Origin of the sequence: Blautia sp. OF03-13, assembly GCF_003460685.1 — a bacterium.
Lineage (GTDB): Bacteria > Bacillota > Clostridia > Lachnospirales > Lachnospiraceae > Fusicatenibacter > Fusicatenibacter saccharivorans.
On sequence record NZ_QTVR01000005.1, the window covers coordinates 1 to 16988 of the forward strand.

The following is a 16988-nucleotide window of genomic DNA, read 5'->3' on the forward strand; positions in this document are numbered from 1 at the left end:
GGATACGTGGGGTTCGATTCCCATCACCCGCTTCATCCAAAAGGATGTATATGCGCGAGTGGCTCAGGGGTGGAGTACAACCTTGCCAAGGTTGGGGTCGCGGGTTCGAATCCCGTCTCGCGCTCTTTTTATTACCGAAATTTCTTCACAGGAATTTCGGTTTTTTGTTTTATCAAAAACTTTTTTTACCAAGGAAAGGAGTTCTTATGATTCAGGATATCGCTCCGCATAAATATTATGTAGATTACCACCCTTCCACACCGAACGATACCGATCTCGTTTTCATCTACGGTCATCACACAATTCTGTGCAATTTTGAAGATCCGCAGATCCGCTATCCTTCGATTGCAGAAATTGCACCTGTTTTCCCGGAAATCCGGGAAAAAGCAAAATTTCTGTTCCGTATCGACGAAACCAATTACTATGAACTGCGCCGCCCGCAGCTTTCGGAATTTGATATCTGGAAATATGAAAACACACTGATTCTGCGCCGCGCCGTTCCGGGATGGCTCGGATTCGCCGGCATCACCGGCTACCAGATCCACACCTGGTACACAGACCACACCTACTGCGGCCGCTGCGGAACCAAGATGCACGCGCCCGGAAATGAACGTGCGATGCAGTGCCCGTCCTGCGGCGCACTCTCCTATCCGGTGATCTGCCCAAGCGTCATTGTCGCCATCACTGATGGCGACCGCCTGCTGCTCACGAAGTATGCGCCATCCCACAGCAGCCACCGTTCCTATGCCCTCGTCGCAGGTTATACAGAAGTCGGCGAGACACTGGAACAGACGGTGCACCGCGAGGTTATGGAGGAAGTCGGATTGAAAGTCAAAAATCTGAGATACTATAAGAGTCAGCCATGGTCCTTCAGCGGTTCGCTGCTTGCCGGCTTCTATTGCGATGTAGACGGCGATCCATCCATCACCCTCGACCGCGACGAGCTCTCCACTGCCGAATGGTTTGACCGCGGTTCCCTGCCCGAAACGCCAAATCTCATCAGCCTGACCGGCGAAATGATCGAATGTTTCCGCCAGGGAAAAGAACCCAGATAGTTTTGTGACTTAGTCACAGAAATTCCCGTTCCGCTGTGGTATTCTACAGACATAACAGGAAAACACTTACCGGGAATTACCCGTACAATAAAAAGGAGGACTTCTATTATGTCATTAATTCATGTTACATCCGAAAACTTTGAAAAAGCTCTGCAGGCAGCACCTGGCGTTGCCGTTGTTGATTTCTTTGCTACCTGGTGCGGACCGTGCAAAATGCTCGCCCCGGTCATCGAAGAGGCAGCTGAGGATATGCCGGAGATCCAGTTCTACAAAGTAGACGTTGACGAAGCACCGGAGCTGGCAAGATCCTTTAAAGTCATGAGCGTTCCGACCCTCGCTTTCTTCAAAAACGGCGAGCTCGTAAAGAAAAACGTCGGCGCCGTTTCCTATGAGGAGCTGGAAGAACTGATTAACTCTGTAAAATAAACAGCGTAATATTAGAAATGCAGAAAAAACGTATCGGCACAAAAACCGATACGTTTTTTCTTGCATTTCTTTCTGTTCTTTTCTATCATGGAAGAAACGGCTGCTGCCGTAGTTTACAAAAGAACGTTCTTCTTCCGAAAGGAGTTTTATTTATGTCATCTTTTCTGGAATCCTGTTTTCAGGAGCATTATCCATTTTATTCAAAGCTTACCGCCGATGAACAGCAGACACTCGTGCTCTCTTCCGTCCTGACGACGTATCAGCGCGGCGATTTTCTCTACAGCTGTGACGATGACTGTCTCGGCGTTCTGCTTGTCCTCTCCGGCAAGCTCCGCATCTTTATCCAGTCCGGCGAGCAGCGGGAAATTACCCTGTTTACCACCGGTCCCGGCGAAGTCTGCACGCTGTCTGCCTCCTGTGCGATGCAGGAAATCAGCTTTGATATTCTGATTGAGGCCGAGGAGGAGACGAAAGTTCTCATCACTCCGGCCAGCACGTTCCGCAGACTGTTGAATCAGAATATTTACGTTGAAAACTACATTTACCGGGAAACAACGGAGCATTTTTCCGAAGTCATGTGGGCGATGGGCCAGCTTCTCTTTACGCGGCTTGACCAGCGCCTTGCCGGATATCTCGAGGATGAACGCATCCGCACCGGTTCCCCGGTGCTCTCCACCACGCACGAACAGATCGCGCGGAACCTCGGCAGTGCCAGAGAGGTCGTTTCCCGCACCTTAAAGTCGTTCGAGAAAGACGGCATCGTCGCACTCTCCCGCGGCACGGTCACGATTCTCGATGTCAAAAAGCTCCGCGGCATCTGCCGGATGCGCCGATAGTTCTTCTACGCGCGCAGACATTTTCCCACAGGCTCTGCCCTGCCGCTCGAGAAAATATTTTTCAAAAGCGTTCTAACGGCACTCCATCTTAATTTCAATCTCATTTCCTTCCACGGCCACCTTCGCATAACTTCCGACGATCAGCGGCATCGCCGGATGAAGGTGTCCGATGTCGAGATCCATCACGATCGGCACGTTGTATTTTCCAAGCAGATCCGTCACGGCGCGGTACTGGTCGAGTTCCCCGAATTTCTGTCCGAACTGCAGCGGGCGGCCAATCAGAAAGCCTTTCACATATTGGAACCAGCCGGCGTGCTCCATCTGCCAGATTGCGCGGCGGATCGCAAAGACGTTCAGATCGCACGCTTCCAGAAACCAGACAAAACCGTCCTCTTTATATTTTTCCACAAAATCAACCGTTCCGTCGTACTTCGTTCCAAGAATATTGACGAGACAGTCGAGACAGCCGCCGATGAGTCGTCCCTCAAATGCACTGTCCGCATCCGGGAAGCGGCGCAGAACGCGCGGTTCTGTAATCTGGTACGGCAGATACGGATTTTCCTCGCTTCTGCCCTTCGCATCGTCTCTTTCCCATCCCTCATAGCCGCGGACGGTACGCACTTCTCCCGTCAGTACGCCAAACGCATCCGCTACGGATTTATGCCACGGCTCCATGCCGAAATCACTCGCACACGGACCGTAAACAGCCGCCGTATCGCAGATGGTCGGCAGAAGATACGTAAAATGCGTATTGTCAGAATAGCCGAGATACCATTTCGCCGGTGCCTTTCTGATCTTTTCAAAATCCACGTAATCGAGATCCTCGCACATCAGCTCTCCGCCGCCGCAGGAAATCAGACAGTCATTCTTCTCACTGACATAATATTCCGTCAGCTCTTTTCCGCACTCCTCCGGTGCCGCGCTGATTCCGATGCCGTGCTCTGCATAGCAGTTTGGCCCAAGATCCAGCTGATATCCCATCTCTTTCCATTTTTTCTGTGCATTTGCAAATGCAGACTTGTATGGCTCTGTTGTGCATCCAAACGATGGTGCCACAAAGCCGATCGTTCCGCCCTTTTTCAGATTTTCCGGAAACCTCATATCGCATCCTCCTTTATCCTAATTCTTCTGCCTCCAGATTCTTATACTGCGTCAGCTCATCCCCGAAGATCAGCTCTCCGTCGTTCTGCGCAAAGTACAGCTCCTCTTCTTTTTCCAGTTTTGCCTTTCCGTTCGTCCCCTCGGTAATCTCCGCGCAGAGACGGTCCACCTCCGTTTTCGGAACGAGAACGCGGATTTTCACCTGATCGGTGTACTCGGATTCCAGAATCGGAATCCCCCGCTGGCCGAGCAGATACTGGATTTTACCGATGCCGTTGTAATCCGTCTCAATCAACAGCCGCACGCCGCAGATCTCGTCAATCAGAACACTGTTTGCCAGCCCCTCCTGCACCGCCTGCGAGTACGCGCGCACCAGGCCGCCCGTTCCCAGCAGCGTACCGCCGAAATACCGCGTCACCACAACAAGCACATTGCGGAGGCCTGCTCCCTGTACCACATCGAGCATCGGCCGCCCTGCCGTGCCGGAAGGCTCCCCGTCGTCGCTGCAGCGCACCGTCTCCTGATTTTCTCCAATAATATACACAAAACAGTTATGCCGCGCATCCCAGTATTTTTTCCGCAGAGCTTCCAGGCAGGAAAGTGCCTCCTCCTCAGATTCCACCAGACGCACCGTCGCAATAAAACGTGATTTCTTCTCCACGATTTCCCCGGTTCCACCCCGGTAAACCGTCCGAAACTGATCGATCATATGTCCTTACTCCTTCACCCAAATATGTACCTATCTTACCATATCATTTCTGAAAAATCAGCATTCTTTTCAGAAATACTTTTATTCCAGCCCTTTATTTGGTATAATAAAAATAAGTATACCCTGCTTTTTGCAGGGCAGGAACACCATTGATTACTGAACTAAATCAGTTTTGCAGGAACATGACATAAGGAGGATTTTCTATATGCACTTTGGAAAAAGTCATCTGGAAGACAAACGTGAAGATCTGCGGTCCCATTACGGAAAGATTGAAAAGACGGCCGGCGTGACGGCGCTGCGCATCGCGTTCTGTCTTCTTCTTGTCGTTCTCGTCTGCGGTGCCGGGCTTGTGATCGGCGCTGTCCGCGGCGTGATTGACAGTGCCCCTGATATCTCGGAGGCAAATATCATGCCGCTCGGCAACGCGTCGTTTATCTACGATGCTGACGGCAACCAGGTACAGAAGCTGACCGGGGCTCAGGGAAACCGTGTCTCGATTTCGATTGAGGAGATTCCGCTCGATATGCAGCACGCGATCGTCGCGGTTGAGGATGCCCGTTTTTATGAGCACAACGGCATCGATCCGAGCGGTATCATCCGTGCTTTCGTTGTCGGCGTCAGCCACGGCTTTCATTTTACCGAGGGCGCCAGCACGATCACACAGCAGCTCTTAAAAAACAATGTTTTCACTGACTGGATGGAAGAGACGCGGATGCAGAGCTTCAAGCGGAAGATCCAGGAACAGTACCTGGCGCTGAAGCTGGAAAAAACACTGACTGCAGAGGGTGAAAACGCCAAAGACGTTATTCTGGAAAATTATCTGAATACGATCAACTTAGGTTCCGGCTGCTACGGTGTCCAGACGGCAGCGCAGACGTATTTCGGAAAGGATGCAAAAGATCTGACGCTCTCTGAATGCGCCGTTCTTGCCGCAATTCCAAAGGCGCCGACGGCATATAATCCGAAAAACCACCCGGAGAAAAACCAGCAGCGCCGCGACAAGATCCTGAACAACATGAAAGAGCAGGGCTACATCACCGAAGAAGAATACACCATTGCCATGAACGACAATGTTTACGACCGCATCGCCATGCACACGCAGTCCCAGGCGGAGAGCGCGCCGTACTCCTACTTTATCGATGAAGTCATCACCAACCTGATCAACGATCTGATGGTACAGAAAGGCTACACCGAAGTGCAGGCAAAGAACGTTGTCTACAGCGGCGGCCTCAAAATCTATACCACACAGGATTCCTACATGCAGTCGATTCTCGATACGGAATTCCAGAATCCGGAGAACTTCCCGGCGAACACGCAGATCGGTCTCGACTGGGCGCTCACCGTAGAGCAGGCAGACGGCGAGGTACAGAACTACAGCAAAGAGATGCTGCAGCTCTACTTCCGCAACAGCGATCCGAGTTTCGATCTGCTCTTTGACTCCCAGGAGGAGGCACAGAGCTATATCGACCAGTACAAAGCCGCTATCATGCAGGAAGGCGATACGATTGTTGCCGAGCGCAGCAGCTTCACCCCGCAGCCGCAGGCGTGCATGACCGTTATGGATCAGCGCACCGGTTACGTGAAAGCCATCGTCGGCGGACGCGGCGAAAAAACAGCAAGTCTTACCTTCAACCGCGCAACCGATAATTATTCCCAGCCGGGTTCCACGTTCAAGATTCTTTCCGCGTACGGACCGGCGCTCGACCTTGGAAAGATTACACTCGCTACGGTAATTAAGGATGAGCCGTTCAACTACAGTGACGGCACACCGCTGCAGAACTCGGATCTTACCTACCATGGTGATGTTACCGTCCGCCAGGCGATCATCAATTCCATCAATATCCCGGCCGTCAAAGTACTGACCGAGCTTACGCCGAAGGTCGGCTTTGATTATCTGAAGAAGCTTGGTTTTTCCAAACTCTCCGAGGAATACGATGTGATCCAGCCGCTGGCTCTCGGCGGTATCACCTACGGTGTCAGTGATCTCGAACTGACGGCAGCCTACGCGGCAATCGCAGACGGCGGCCAGTACCGCAAGCCGGTGTTCTACACAAAGGTTACCGACAGCAAGGGAAATGTTTTAATTGACAACACAGAAAACAAGGCAACGCAGGTCTTCAAGGCAAGCACTGCCTCCCTCCTCACCAATGCCATGGAGGATGTTCTGGAAAAAGGTACCGGTGTTGCCGCCCGCCTCGACAATATGCACGCAGCCGGAAAAACCGGTACGACGAACGAGGCCAAGGATCTCGTCTTTGCAGGCTTTACACCATATTATACCGCTGCCATCTGGGCAACGTATGATACACACGCGGAGTTTCCGGAGAGCGACCGTGAATTCCACAAACGTCTCTGGGCAAAGGTCATGAATGAAATCCACGAGGCCTTGCCGATATGGATTTCGAAACTTCCGCAACAGTACAGGAGGCAACGATCTGTACGAAGACCGGCCTGCTCGCCCGCTCAAGCTGCCCGTCCATCACCGAATACTTTGCGGTATCCGATCTGCCGACCGAGCGTTGCAAGGGCCACTACACCGCGCCGGCCTCAACACCGACGCCGACCAGAACCCCTTCTGCAGCATCAACTCCGCAGGCAACCCCGACACCGACGGAGACACCGCAGGAAACTCCGGCTCCGCCCGAAACACCTGCCGATCCGCCTTCTAATACACCGGAGACTCCTGACACACCGGATACCCCTGATGCACCGTCAGAACCGGATACCCCGGCGGAGATATCGGAAGTACAGCCGCAGTCCGAAGAGAGCGGCTCTTCCGAATAACTTTTTCAGTCAGTCTATACACAAAAAACCGGCCCTCTGGCATATGCCAGCAGGACCGGTTTTTCTATACTTCTTTTTCCATCTGAATCAATTAGTCAATCAGCATTTTTGCTGCGCCGTAGATACCAGCATCGTTTCCAAGGGAAGCGAGTACGATCGGGGTATCTTTGCATGCAATGAATGCTGCTTCACGGTAGTATTTAGCTACGCCGTCGATCAGGATCTGGCCTGCTTTGGATACACCGCCGCCGACTACGATAACTTCCGGGTCAACAACGCATGCGAATACTGCAAGTGCTCTTCCGAGGTACTCGGAGAACTCCTGAACGATTGCTTCTGCTGCTGCATCGCCTTCTTTTAATGCATCAAAGACAGCTTTTGCACTGATGGACTCTCCTCTTTCTCTTAAAGAAGACGGAGTATCATGGGATGCCAGATATTTCTTTGCCAGACGAACGATACCGGTTGCAGATGTCATCTGCTCGAGGCATCCGTGGTTTCCGCAGTTGCAGACCGCTTCTTCTTCCGGCTCAACACATGCATGACCAACCTCGCCGCCTGCGCCGTGAGCACCTGCTACGATCTTGCCGTCCACGATGATTCCGCCGCCGACACCGGTTCCAAGGGTAACCATAACCAGGTTCTTGCTTCCCTTTCCGCCGCCTGCCCACATCTCACCGAGAGCTGCTGCGTTTGCGTCGTTTGCTGCTTTTACTGCCATTCCGCCGAGTTCGTCGGAAAGCTCTTTTACGATATTTTTATATCCCCAGTTCAGGTTGACTGCGATGGAAAGCTCACCTTTGTCATTAACCGGGCCAGGTACGTCAATGCCGACACCGGCAACATCATCTGCTACGATACCCTTCTCAGCCATTTTTGCTTTTACGCTTTTTGCGATATCCGGCAGAATTTCGCTTCCGCCGTTTTCGGTGCGGGTCGGGATTTCCCATTTTTCCAACAGAGTTCCGTCTGTCTGGAACAGTCCGCATTTTACTGAAGTACCCCCAACATCGATTCCAAATACATAGTTTGCCATTTTCTTACTTCTCCTCTCTTTTTTTCACTAAGTTAGCCTGTACACGGCGGTACAGCTCCTGTGCGGCATTGTAGCCCATCTTCTTCTGTCTGTGGTTGACAGCAGCGGTTTCTACGATGATCGCCAGGTTACGGCCCGGACGGATCGGAAGGGAATGGCAGACAACCTTGTTTCCAAGGAACTCAATATACTCTTCTTCCAGGCCCAGACGGTCGTATTCTTTCTCTTTGTCCCACTCTTCAAGCTTGATAACAAGGTCGATAGACTGGGTATCCTTTACGCTCTCGACACCAAACAGCGTCTTGACGTCGATGATACCGATACCGCGCAGCTCGATAAAATGACGCGTGATATCCGGTGCCGTTCCGACCAGCGTAATGTCGCTGACACGGCTGATTTCAACCACATCATCGCTGACGAGACGATGGCCTCGTTTGATCAGCTCCAGTGCAGCCTCGCTCTTTCCGATTCCGCTCTCGCCCATGATCAGAACGCCCTCGCCGAATACATCGACCAGCACGCCGTGGATGGAGATCATCGGGGCAAGCTGGACATTCAGCCAGCGGATGATTTCAGCCATGAAAACGGAAGTCGATTTGTCTACCGCAAAGGCCGGTACCTGATAACGATTGCACAGCTCCAGAATTTCCGGTCCCGGAATCATCTTCGTGGTGAAAATGACACATGGGATCTTGCGGCTTACAAACTCTTCAAACGCGCGGACGCGCTCGCTCTCTTCAAGATGCTGCAGATACGTGAACTCTACATAACCGATGATCTGCACACGCTCATTGGCAAAATGCTCATAGTAACCGGTCAGCTGCAGTGCAGGACGGTTGATATCCGGTGTGGCAATGACAAGATCTGTCATATCAACCTCTGGTGTCAGGTTGCGGAGATCCATTTCCTCCACCATTTTGGTCATTTCAATTTCTTTCATTTTCCTGTCCTCCGACTTCATTCGACGTCTTTTTAAATCCGTCTCTTCTATGATTTTAGCACAATAAAGCATCACGGGCAACCTAGAAATTTAACTATTTTGACGAATCCTCATTTTCCTCCTGTGCAGGTGCGTGAAAGAATGTGTAAACCTGCTCCGCCGCCTTTTTATTCATGCCCGGAAGTCCGGAAAGTTCTTCCACGGTTGCCGCCTTGATATCATCAATTCCCTGAAAATGGCGCATCAGCTCTTTCCGTCTTGTCGGCCCGATGCCCGGGATGTCGTCGAGAATGGAGTGGACCTGGCCCTTACTCCGCAGCAGGCGGTGGTATTCGATTGCAAAGCGGTGCGCCTCGTCCTGCACGCGTGTGATCAGTTTGAAGCCCTCGCTGTTCCGGTCGATCGGGATTTCCACGTTTCGGAAATACAGACCCCTCGTGCGGTGCTTGTCGTCCTTTACCATACCGCAGACCGGAATCGCAAGATCCATTTCTTCAAGCACCTCAAGTGCAATGTTAACCTGGCCGCGTCCACCGTCCATCATGATCAGGTCCGGCAGCCGCTCGAAACCGCTGTCCTCCTGGATGCCGCGCAGAAAACGGCGGCTTAAGACCTCTTTCATACTGGCGTAATCGTTCGGTCCCTCGACGGACTTGATCTTGAATTTTCGGTAATCGGCGCGCTTTGGCTTTCCTTTCTCGTAGACGATCATCGAGCCGACCGACTGGAAACCGCTGATATTGGAGATATCGTACGCCTCGATGCGGTCGATCGACGGCAGGTTCAGCCATCTGGCGATCTCTTTTACGGCACCGACCGTCCGACCCTCTTCCCGCTTGATCCGCTCGCGGTCCTGGTCGAGAACGATCTGTGCGTTCCGCTCTGCCAGTTCCACCATTTTTTCCTTGCTGCCCTTTTTCGGCACGCGGATGCGGACCTTCTGGCCCCGTTTGCTGCTTAAATACTCTTCCATCAGCTCCTGCTCGGCAATCTCCTCGGAAATCATGATTTCCCGCGGGATGAACGGCGTGCCGGAATAGAACTGTTTCATAAACGTGAGCAGCACCTCGCTTTTCTGCTCCTCCTCGCCGATCCGCAGATAATAATGCTCCCGCCCGATCAGCTTTCCGTTCCGGATAAAGAAGACCTGCGCCACCGCATCCTCTTTGTCCATCGCAAGCGCAATGACATCCTTGTCCTCGCCGTCACTGTTCGTAATCTTCTGCCGCTCGCCGATCCTGCGCACGCTGTCGATCAGATCACGGTACTCCGCCGCCTGCTCGAACCGCATCTCCTCAGCCGCCTCCGTCATTTTTCCAGTCAGCTCTTTGATAATGTCATTGTAATTTCCATTCAGAAAACTGATCGCCTTTTTGATCTGCTCGCCGTACTCTTCTTTGGAAATGTATCCCTGGCACGGCGCCTTACACTGGTGGATGTGATAGTAAAGACACGGGCGGTCCTTGCCGATCTCCTTTGGCAGGCTCTTATTGCAGGAACGGATATCGTACAGCTTCCGCAACAGTTCGATCGTATCTTTCACAGCTCCGGCGCTCGTGTACGGGCCGAAATATTTCGCCTTGTCCTTCTTCATCTGATGGGAAAACAGAATGCGTGGAAAATCCTCGTTCACGGTCACCTTAATGTACGGGTACGCCTTGTCATCTTTCAGCATCGTATTGTATTTCGGACGGTGCTCTTTGATAAGGTTGCACTCCAGCACGAGCGCCTCCAGTTCGGAATCCGTCACAATATACTCAAAACGGGCGATATGCGTGACCATCCGCTCAATCTTCGGCCCTTTGTTGCGGCTCGTCTGGAAATACTGGCGGACACGGTTTTTCAGCGAAATCGCCTTTCCTACGTAGATAATTGTATCGTCCGCGTCGTGCATCAGATAGACGCCGGGTTTCCCCGGCAGTTTTTTCAGTTCTTCCTGGATATCAAACGCCATATGACCCTCCTCTTTTTGGGACTGTAATGTTGAAAATGCCCAGCGTGCAGAGATCGTTTTCTCTGCTCCCGCCGGGCCTTTTCGCTTTCTTTTTATACTTCTGGGTTTACGGTAAAATCCGCCTCCGGAAGTGCTGTATTTTCTGTTTCTGTATTTTCTGGATTTTCAACCGCTTCTTCCGCGTTTCCATTCCGTTTTGCAATCACCTGATGAAAAATCTCCATAAATTCTTTTCCGGTGATCGTCTCTTTCTGGATCAGGTAAGCTGCGATTTCATCCATCGCATCGCGGTTAGCTGCCAGAAGTTCTTTTGCCTGCTCATACGACTCTTTCAAGATCTTCATGACCTCGTGGTCGATTTCGGTTGCTGTGGCATCGCCGCAGTTTAAGACCATTCTTCCGTCGAGGTACTGATTCTGCTGGGTCGCAAGACCGATCAAACCGAATTTCTCCGACATACCGTACTGCGTGATCATCGCGCGGACAATCTTCGTCGCTTTCTCGATATCATTCGAAGCTCCCGTTGTCACGTTGCCGAATACGATCTCCTCTGCCGCTCTTCCACCGAGGCACTCGACGATCATCGCCTCGAGTTCGCTCTTCGTGTTGAGGTATTTCTCCTCCTCCGGCACCTGCATGACGTAGCCGAGCGCACCCATCGTACGCGGCACAATCGTGATTTTCTGTACCGGCTCGGAATCCTTCTGCAGTGCAGTAACAAGTGCGTGGCCTACCTCGTGGTAGGAAACGATCTTTCGCTCTTCCTGGCTTAAGATGCGGTCCTTCTTCTCTTTTCCGACGAGGACAACCTCGACTGCCTCGAGAAGATCCTTCTGGGAAACGGCTTTTCTTCCGTTCTTGACCGCAAGAATCGCTGCCTCGTTGATCATATTTGCAAGATCAGAGCCAACGGCTCCCGATGTCGCAAGTGCGATGCCGTCGAGATCAACCGTCTCATCGAGCGATACGTTCTTGGCGTGTACTTTCAGGATTTCCACACGGCCTTTCAGGTCCGGTCTTTCTACGATAATCCGGCGGTCAAAACGGCCTGGACGCAGCAGCGCCGGGTCAAGAACCTCCGGGCGGTTTGTGGCCGCAAGGATCAGAATACCCTTGGAGCTGTCGAATCCGTCCATCTCGGCGAGGAGCTGGTTTAACGTCTGCTCCCGCTCGTCGTTGCTGTTGTAGCTGTTGTCACGGCTCTTTCCGATCGCATCGATCTCATCGATAAAGATGATGCACGGTGCGTTTTTCTTTGCTTCCTCAAACAGGTCACGCACACGCGATGCACCGACACCGACGAACATCTCGACAAATTCCGAAGCGGACATCGAGAAAAACGGTACGTGCGCCTCACCGGCTACGGCTTTGGCAAGCAGTGTTTTTCCGGTTCCAGGAGGGCCTACAAGAAGCGCTCCTTTCGGAAGTTTTGCACCGATTGTCGTGTATTTTCCAGGGTTATGCAGGAAATCCACAACCTCCTGGAGCGATTCTTTTGCCTCGTCCTGTCCCGCAACATCGCGGAATGTCACGCCGGTTTCTTTCTGTACGTAGGCCTTTGCTCTGCTCTTTCCTACGCCCATGACTCCGCCGCCTTTGTTCATGCTGCGCATCACCCATACCATGACAGCGACAAGCATCACAACCGGCAGAATGACGGTCAGCAATGTGTAAATAATCGTTCCGGTAGAATCCGGCGGATCTTTGTGGTACGTAATGCCTTTCTCCTGTAACAGATCGACCAGTTCCTGCTCATCTCCCATCATCGTTACCTGATAGGTGATTCCCTCCGATTTCTGGTCTTTCGGCGTTACGGTCAGTGTTCCCGATTTCAAGACAACTTCCTGCACTTCATCGTTGTTTACCATGTCCAGGAATTTGCTATAGTCAAGATCCTCGGAAGTAATTCCCCCAAGGGCATTGTTCAGAAGTCCCATCACCATCAGGCTGACGAGGAGGCAGATCAGGATAATGAGTATCGTCTGTCTGTTTTTCGGTCCTCCCCCGGAGCCTTTTTCTGGTTCCCGGTTCTGATTTTTTCTATCGTCCATGCTTTTCCTCCTTGTATGTCAAACCGCCCCTCTTTTTTACGGACACTTTAACTCTTACATTATATCGGATTCCCTCTTAATTAGCAAGCCGGACTTTGTGAAAAAAGACTGAATTTATCTATACAAAAACGGCCCGCCGACACTCTTTCAAGTATCGGCGGACCGCCAGATAACACTCACATTACATTAGTCGTTATATCCGTTCGGATTCTTCTGCTGCCAGTTCCAGGAATCGGCACACATCTCCTCGATGCCGTACTCAGCCTCCCAGCCAAGCTCCTCTTTTGCTTTGTCGCATTTGGAGTAGCAGGTTGCGATATCACCGTCACGGCGCGGTTTGATTTCGTATTTCAGCGGATGGCCGCATGCTTTCTCGAATGCGTGGATCACATCGAGTACGCTGTAGCCTTTACCGGTTCCGAGGTTGTAAATGGAAACGCCCTCGTTGTCAGCCAGTTTCTGGATGGCTTTTACATGGCCGCGTGCCAGGTCAACAACATGGATGTAATCGCGGACACCAGTTCCGTCCGGAGTATCGTAGTCATCACCGAAAACGCCGATGCACTCGAGTTTTCCGATGGCAACCTGTGCGACATACGGAAGCAGGTTGTTCGGGATGCCCTTCGGATCCTCTCCGATAAGGCCGCTCTTATGCGCTCCGATCGGGTTGAAGTAACGAAGCAGGATAACATTCCATTCCGGATCTGCGGTGTGGATGTCGGTCAGAACCTGCTCGAGCATGCTTTTTGTCCAGCCGTATGGGTTGGTCGGGGTTCCCTTCGGGCACTCCTCGGTGATCGGAATCTGTGCCGGATTGCCGTATACGGTTGCAGAAGAACTGAAGATGATGTTCTTTACGCCATGGTTTCTCATCTCATCGCAGAGAATCAGGGTTCCGGTCATGTTGTTGTGATAATATTCAATCGGTTTATGTACGGACTCGCCGACTGCTTTTAAGCCTGCGAAATGGATGACAGCGTCAATTTTCTCGTTGTCGAAAATTTTCTTTACGCCTTCGCGGTCCAGCATATCGGTTTTGTAGAAGGTTACTTTCTTTCCGGTAATCTGTTCTACACGCTCGATGGCTTTCTCGCTTGCATTGTAAAGGTTGTCCATGACAACAACGTCATAGCCTGCGTTCAGCAGTTCCACACAGGTGTGGCTTCCAATATAGCCTGCACCGCCAGTAACTAAGATTTTCATTTTGGTATCCTCCATGTTTTCCTTCGCTGCTGCTTTTTTTGCCGCAGCGGGTTAATTGAAGCATTTAGTTTATTCTACAACGTTTCCATGAATTTTGCAAATGCACTTCTGCCTTCCTCGGTGCACTTGTAAACGCCGGCATCCTCGAGTACGCCGACAAAGACTTTTCCGACTTCCTCTTTCAGGATATCCATCACATTTTCGCTGTTCAGCTCCGGATGGCGCGGCAGGAATTCGTCTACCCAGTCGGCATGTTTCTCAAGCTCTGCGACAGCGCGGACATCTTTTCCCTCTACAAGGCATTTGGAAAGCTCTTCCAGCTCATCTTTTAAGCGCGCCGGCAGAATCGCAAGTCCCATAACCTCAATAAGGCCGATGTTCTCTTTTTTGATGTGATGATACTGTGCATGCGGATGGTAAACACCGAGCGGGCATTCGTCCGTCGTGATGTTGTTGCGCAGTGCCAGATCGAGTTCGAACGTATCGCCCACTTTTCTTGCGATCGGCGTGATCGTGTTGTGCGGCTCTCCGTCAGTCTCGGCGAATACAAACGCATCCTCATCCGTGTAACCTCTCCAGCAGTTCAGGATATGCTCTGCCAGATCGATCAGCCGTTTCTCATCTTTGTGGCGGATCCGGATGACGGACAGCGGCCATTTGACGATGCCGGTTTCCACATCCTCGTATCCTTTGATGGTAAAATGGCGCTCGATCGGCGCTTTCGCCATTGCGAAGGTATAGTGGCCGCCCTGATAATGATCGTGGCTTAAAATGGAGCCTCCCACGATCGGCAGATCCGCATTGGAACCGATGAAGTAGTGCGGAAACAGCTTGATAAAGTCAAACAGCTTCACAAAGGTCGCGCGCTCGATCTTCATCGGGTTATGCTGGAAATTGAACACGATGCAGTGCTCATTGTAATACACATATGGCGAGTACTGGAATCCCCACTCCGTCTGATTGATCGTCAGCGGAATGATGCGGTGGTTCTGGCGCGCCGGGTGGTTGACGCGTCCCGCATAGCCCACATTCTCCTTGCAGAGCAGGCATTTCGGATAACCGCTCTGTTTTGCCAGTTTTGCAGCCGCGATCGCCTTCGGGTCCTTCTCCGGTTTGGAGAGGTTGATCGAGATATCAATATCGCCGTAGGCACTCGGTACGCTCCAGCGGATATCCTTTGCGATGCGGTATCTGCGGATGTAGTTGGAATCCTGGCTCAGTTTGTAGAAGTAATCGGTTGCCTCCTGCGGGCTCTTCGCATAGAGTTCCTCAAACTTCTTTACCACCTCTCCTGGGCGCGGCATCAGGCAGTCCATCAGTTTCGTATCGAACAGATCGCGGTAAACGACGCTGTTGTGTTCGAGAAGACCGCGCTTAGCTGCATCATCAAGCAGTTCATTTAAAGTCTCTTCCAGATCCGGGGTCTCCGGAATCTGCTCCGGCTCTTCGTAATCGGAAATCTGCATGACTTCCAGAATCCGGTTTGTCGCATAGATTTTATCCAGTCCCGAAACAAGACCGGCATTTTCTCCATATTTTACCAGTTTTGCAATACTCTCGTTAATCACTGTAGCTTCCTCCCTGCTGCCGATCCAGCTTTTTTATTTCTTATTTTAATACGCCTGCGCCGTCTCCGATGTCTACGACATAGAAGTCTGCGGCATAGCCGATTTTTTCTTTGTAAGCTGCGCCTACTTTTGCGATGAAGTTGTCAATATCTTCTGTTTTTACGATGCTGACGGTGCATCCGCCGAAGCCTGCGCCTGTCATACGGGATCCGATGACACCCGGGCAGTTCCATGCTTCTTCCACAAGAGTATCCAGCTCGATGCCGGTTACCTCATAGTCATCACGCAGGGAAACGTGGGATGCGTTCATCAGCTCGCCGAATTTTGCGATGTCGTTTGCCTTTAAAGCTGCAACGGCCTGAACGGTTCTCTGGTTCTCGTAAACAGCATGTTTTGCACGTTTCTGGCGGACCGGATCTTTGATGGCATCTTTCACTGCCTCAAACTCTTCCTCGGTCAGCTCGCCAAGGCTCTTGATGTCTTTGACTTTCTGAATCTCAGCCAGAGCAGTCTCGCACTCGCTGCGGCGCTCGTTGTATTTGGAGTCGCCAAGGCCGCGTTTCTTGTTGCTGCAGGAGATGACAATTCTTGCGCCTTCCAGTTTAACCGGTGCGTACTCATATTTCAGATCGCTGGTGTCAAGAAAGATCGCACAGTCCTTTTTGCCCATGGCGATGGCGAACTGATCCATGATACCGCAGTTGACGCCGTTGTAATTGTTCTCGGAGAACTGGCCGTACAGAGCGATGTCGATCATGGAGATGGTGTCGTAGCCGAACATGTCACGCAGCATTACGCCGGTTACGGTCTCAACGGATGCGGAAGAGGAAAGGCCGGAGCCATTCGGAATGTTTCCGTAGAGCACGATATCGAAGCCCTGCTCTACCGGGAAGCCCTTCTGGCAAAATGCCCACATCATTCCCTTCGGATATGCGGTCCAGTTGCCTTCTTTTCCCATCAGGAATTCATCGAGAGAAGATTCTACCACGCCAAGTTTTTCAAAGTTCATAGAGTAAAAACGAAGCTTTCTGTCGTCACGTTTTCTTGCTGCCATGTAGGTTCCGATGGTCAGTGCGCATGGAAATACGTGGCCTCCGTTGTAATCGGTGTGCTCACCGATCAGGTTCACACGTCCAGGTGCGAAGTAGGTGCGGATGTCGCCCTCTCCCCCGAACAGTTTTGCAAAACAATCCAGTACCTGCTGTTTCATTTTGTTGTCTCCTTTTCTTTTTGGTGTGTTGTTTTCATGGTTTCGTTTTGTGTGTTGTGTGTGTATTGTGTGTTTGTGTGTTTGTGTGTTTGTGTGTTTTTTCTTATCTTCTTAA

The 16988-nt window shown here is 51.6% G+C and carries 12 protein-coding genes, 1 tRNA gene and 1 pseudogene; 5 read left to right on the plus strand and 9 right to left on the minus strand.

Annotated elements, in window-relative coordinates; all coding sequences use genetic code 11:
• Positions 1 to 52: 52 nt before the first annotated feature.
• The 4 genes from DXA55_RS04745 (at position 53) to DXA55_RS04760 (ending at position 2317) form a co-directional block, all read left to right on the plus strand.
• Positions 53 to 124: transfer RNA gene (locus DXA55_RS04745), tRNA-Gly, on the plus strand.
• 82 nt (positions 125 to 206) lie between these two features.
• Complete coding sequence (nudC, locus tag DXA55_RS04750; RefSeq protein WP_055226996.1) at positions 207 to 1055, plus strand: NAD(+) diphosphatase; 849 nt, start codon at positions 207 to 209, stop codon at positions 1053 to 1055.
• A 108-nt stretch (positions 1056 to 1163) separates the two neighbouring features.
• Positions 1164 to 1481 (plus strand): thioredoxin, encoded by a 318-nt coding sequence (trxA, locus tag DXA55_RS04755; protein WP_117509658.1) that lies wholly within the window; start codon positions 1164 to 1166, stop codon positions 1479 to 1481.
• Between the two features lie 152 nt (positions 1482 to 1633).
• Positions 1634 to 2317, plus strand: a complete 684-nt coding sequence (locus DXA55_RS04760) for a Crp/Fnr family transcriptional regulator (RefSeq protein ID WP_117509659.1) — start codon at positions 1634 to 1636, stop codon at positions 2315 to 2317.
• 72 nt (positions 2318 to 2389) lie between these two features.
• On the opposite strand, the gene DXA55_RS04765 is transcribed toward DXA55_RS04760, so the two are convergent.
• Together DXA55_RS04765 and DXA55_RS04770 are read right to left on the minus strand one after the other, a co-directional pair.
• Positions 2390 to 3418, minus strand: coding sequence for a S66 family peptidase (locus tag DXA55_RS04765; RefSeq protein ID WP_117509660.1), 1029 nt, complete (start codon positions 3416 to 3418; stop codon positions 2390 to 2392).
• A 13-nt stretch (positions 3419 to 3431) separates the two neighbouring features.
• Complete coding sequence (locus DXA55_RS04770; RefSeq protein WP_117760495.1) at positions 3432 to 4127, minus strand: YigZ family protein; 696 nt, start codon at positions 4125 to 4127, stop codon at positions 3432 to 3434.
• 409 nt (positions 4128 to 4536) lie between these two features.
• Between DXA55_RS04770 and DXA55_RS04775 the strand changes: the two are divergent.
• Positions 4537 to 6450 (plus strand): annotated as a pseudogene (locus tag DXA55_RS04775) (transglycosylase domain-containing protein); the annotation flags it as partial.
• A gap of 552 nt (positions 6451 to 7002) precedes the next feature.
• On the opposite strand, the gene DXA55_RS04780 reads toward DXA55_RS04775, so the two are convergent.
• From DXA55_RS04780 to DXA55_RS04810, 7 genes are all read right to left on the minus strand, one after another.
• Positions 7003 to 7947, minus strand: coding sequence for an ROK family glucokinase (locus DXA55_RS04780; RefSeq protein ID WP_117813179.1), 945 nt, complete (start codon positions 7945 to 7947; stop codon positions 7003 to 7005).
• A 4-nt stretch (positions 7948 to 7951) separates the two neighbouring features.
• Positions 7952 to 8887 (minus strand): HPr(Ser) kinase/phosphatase, encoded by a 936-nt coding sequence (gene hprK, locus DXA55_RS04785; protein ID WP_022463126.1) that lies wholly within the window; start codon positions 8885 to 8887, stop codon positions 7952 to 7954.
• A gap of 94 nt (positions 8888 to 8981) precedes the next feature.
• Positions 8982 to 10841: an excinuclease ABC subunit UvrC gene (gene uvrC, locus DXA55_RS04790; protein WP_055219750.1), complete on the minus strand. Its 1860-nt coding sequence runs from the start codon at positions 10839 to 10841 to the stop codon at positions 8982 to 8984.
• Between the two features lie 92 nt (positions 10842 to 10933).
• Entirely contained in the window at positions 10934 to 12892 is a 1959-nt protein-coding gene (ftsH, locus tag DXA55_RS04795; protein ID WP_117813181.1) for an ATP-dependent zinc metalloprotease FtsH, read from the minus strand.
• 186 nt (positions 12893 to 13078) lie between these two features.
• Positions 13079 to 14095 (minus strand): UDP-glucose 4-epimerase GalE, encoded by a 1017-nt coding sequence (gene galE / locus DXA55_RS04800; RefSeq protein ID WP_022463123.1) that lies wholly within the window; start codon positions 14093 to 14095, stop codon positions 13079 to 13081.
• Between the two features lie 74 nt (positions 14096 to 14169).
• Entirely contained in the window at positions 14170 to 15663 is a 1494-nt protein-coding gene (galT, locus tag DXA55_RS04805; protein ID WP_055219747.1) for a UDP-glucose--hexose-1-phosphate uridylyltransferase, read from the minus strand.
• A gap of 40 nt (positions 15664 to 15703) precedes the next feature.
• The gene (locus tag DXA55_RS04810) at positions 15704 to 16873 is read right to left on the minus strand and encodes a galactokinase (RefSeq protein WP_022463121.1); all 1170 of its coding nucleotides are present in this window, start codon (positions 16871 to 16873) and stop codon (positions 15704 to 15706) included.
• Positions 16874 to 16988: the final 115 nt, after the last annotated feature.

What these genes read in the sequence shown, in the direction of transcription:
- nudC (WP_055226996.1), top strand. Translation starts at nt 207, where the DNA reads ATGATTCAGGATATCGCTCCGCATAAATATTATGTAGATTACCACCCT.
- trxA (WP_117509658.1), top strand. Translation starts at nt 1,164, where the DNA reads ATGTCATTAATTCATGTTACATCCGAAAACTTTGAAAAAGCTCTGCAG.
- DXA55_RS04760 (WP_117509659.1), top strand. Translation starts at nt 1,634, where the DNA reads ATGTCATCTTTTCTGGAATCCTGTTTTCAGGAGCATTATCCATTTTAT.
- DXA55_RS04765 (WP_117509660.1), bottom strand. Translation starts at nt 3,418, where the DNA reads ATGAGGTTTCCGGAAAATCTGAAAAAGGGCGGAACGATCGGCTTTGTG.
- DXA55_RS04770 (WP_117760495.1), bottom strand. Translation starts at nt 4,127, where the DNA reads ATGATCGATCAGTTTCGGACGGTTTACCGGGGTGGAACCGGGGAAATC.
- DXA55_RS04780 (WP_117813179.1), bottom strand. Translation starts at nt 7,947, where the DNA reads ATGGCAAACTATGTATTTGGAATCGATGTTGGGGGTACTTCAGTAAAA.
- hprK (WP_022463126.1), bottom strand. Translation starts at nt 8,887, where the DNA reads ATGAAAGAAATTGAAATGACCAAAATGGTGGAGGAAATGGATCTCCGC.
- uvrC (WP_055219750.1), bottom strand. Translation starts at nt 10,841, where the DNA reads ATGGCGTTTGATATCCAGGAAGAACTGAAAAAACTGCCGGGGAAACCC.
- ftsH (WP_117813181.1), bottom strand. Translation starts at nt 12,892, where the DNA reads ATGGACGATAGAAAAAATCAGAACCGGGAACCAGAAAAAGGCTCCGGG.
- galE (WP_022463123.1), bottom strand. Translation starts at nt 14,095, where the DNA reads ATGAAAATCTTAGTTACTGGCGGTGCAGGCTATATTGGAAGCCACACC.
- DXA55_RS04810 (WP_022463121.1), bottom strand. Translation starts at nt 16,873, where the DNA reads ATGAAACAGCAGGTACTGGATTGTTTTGCAAAACTGTTCGGGGGAGAG.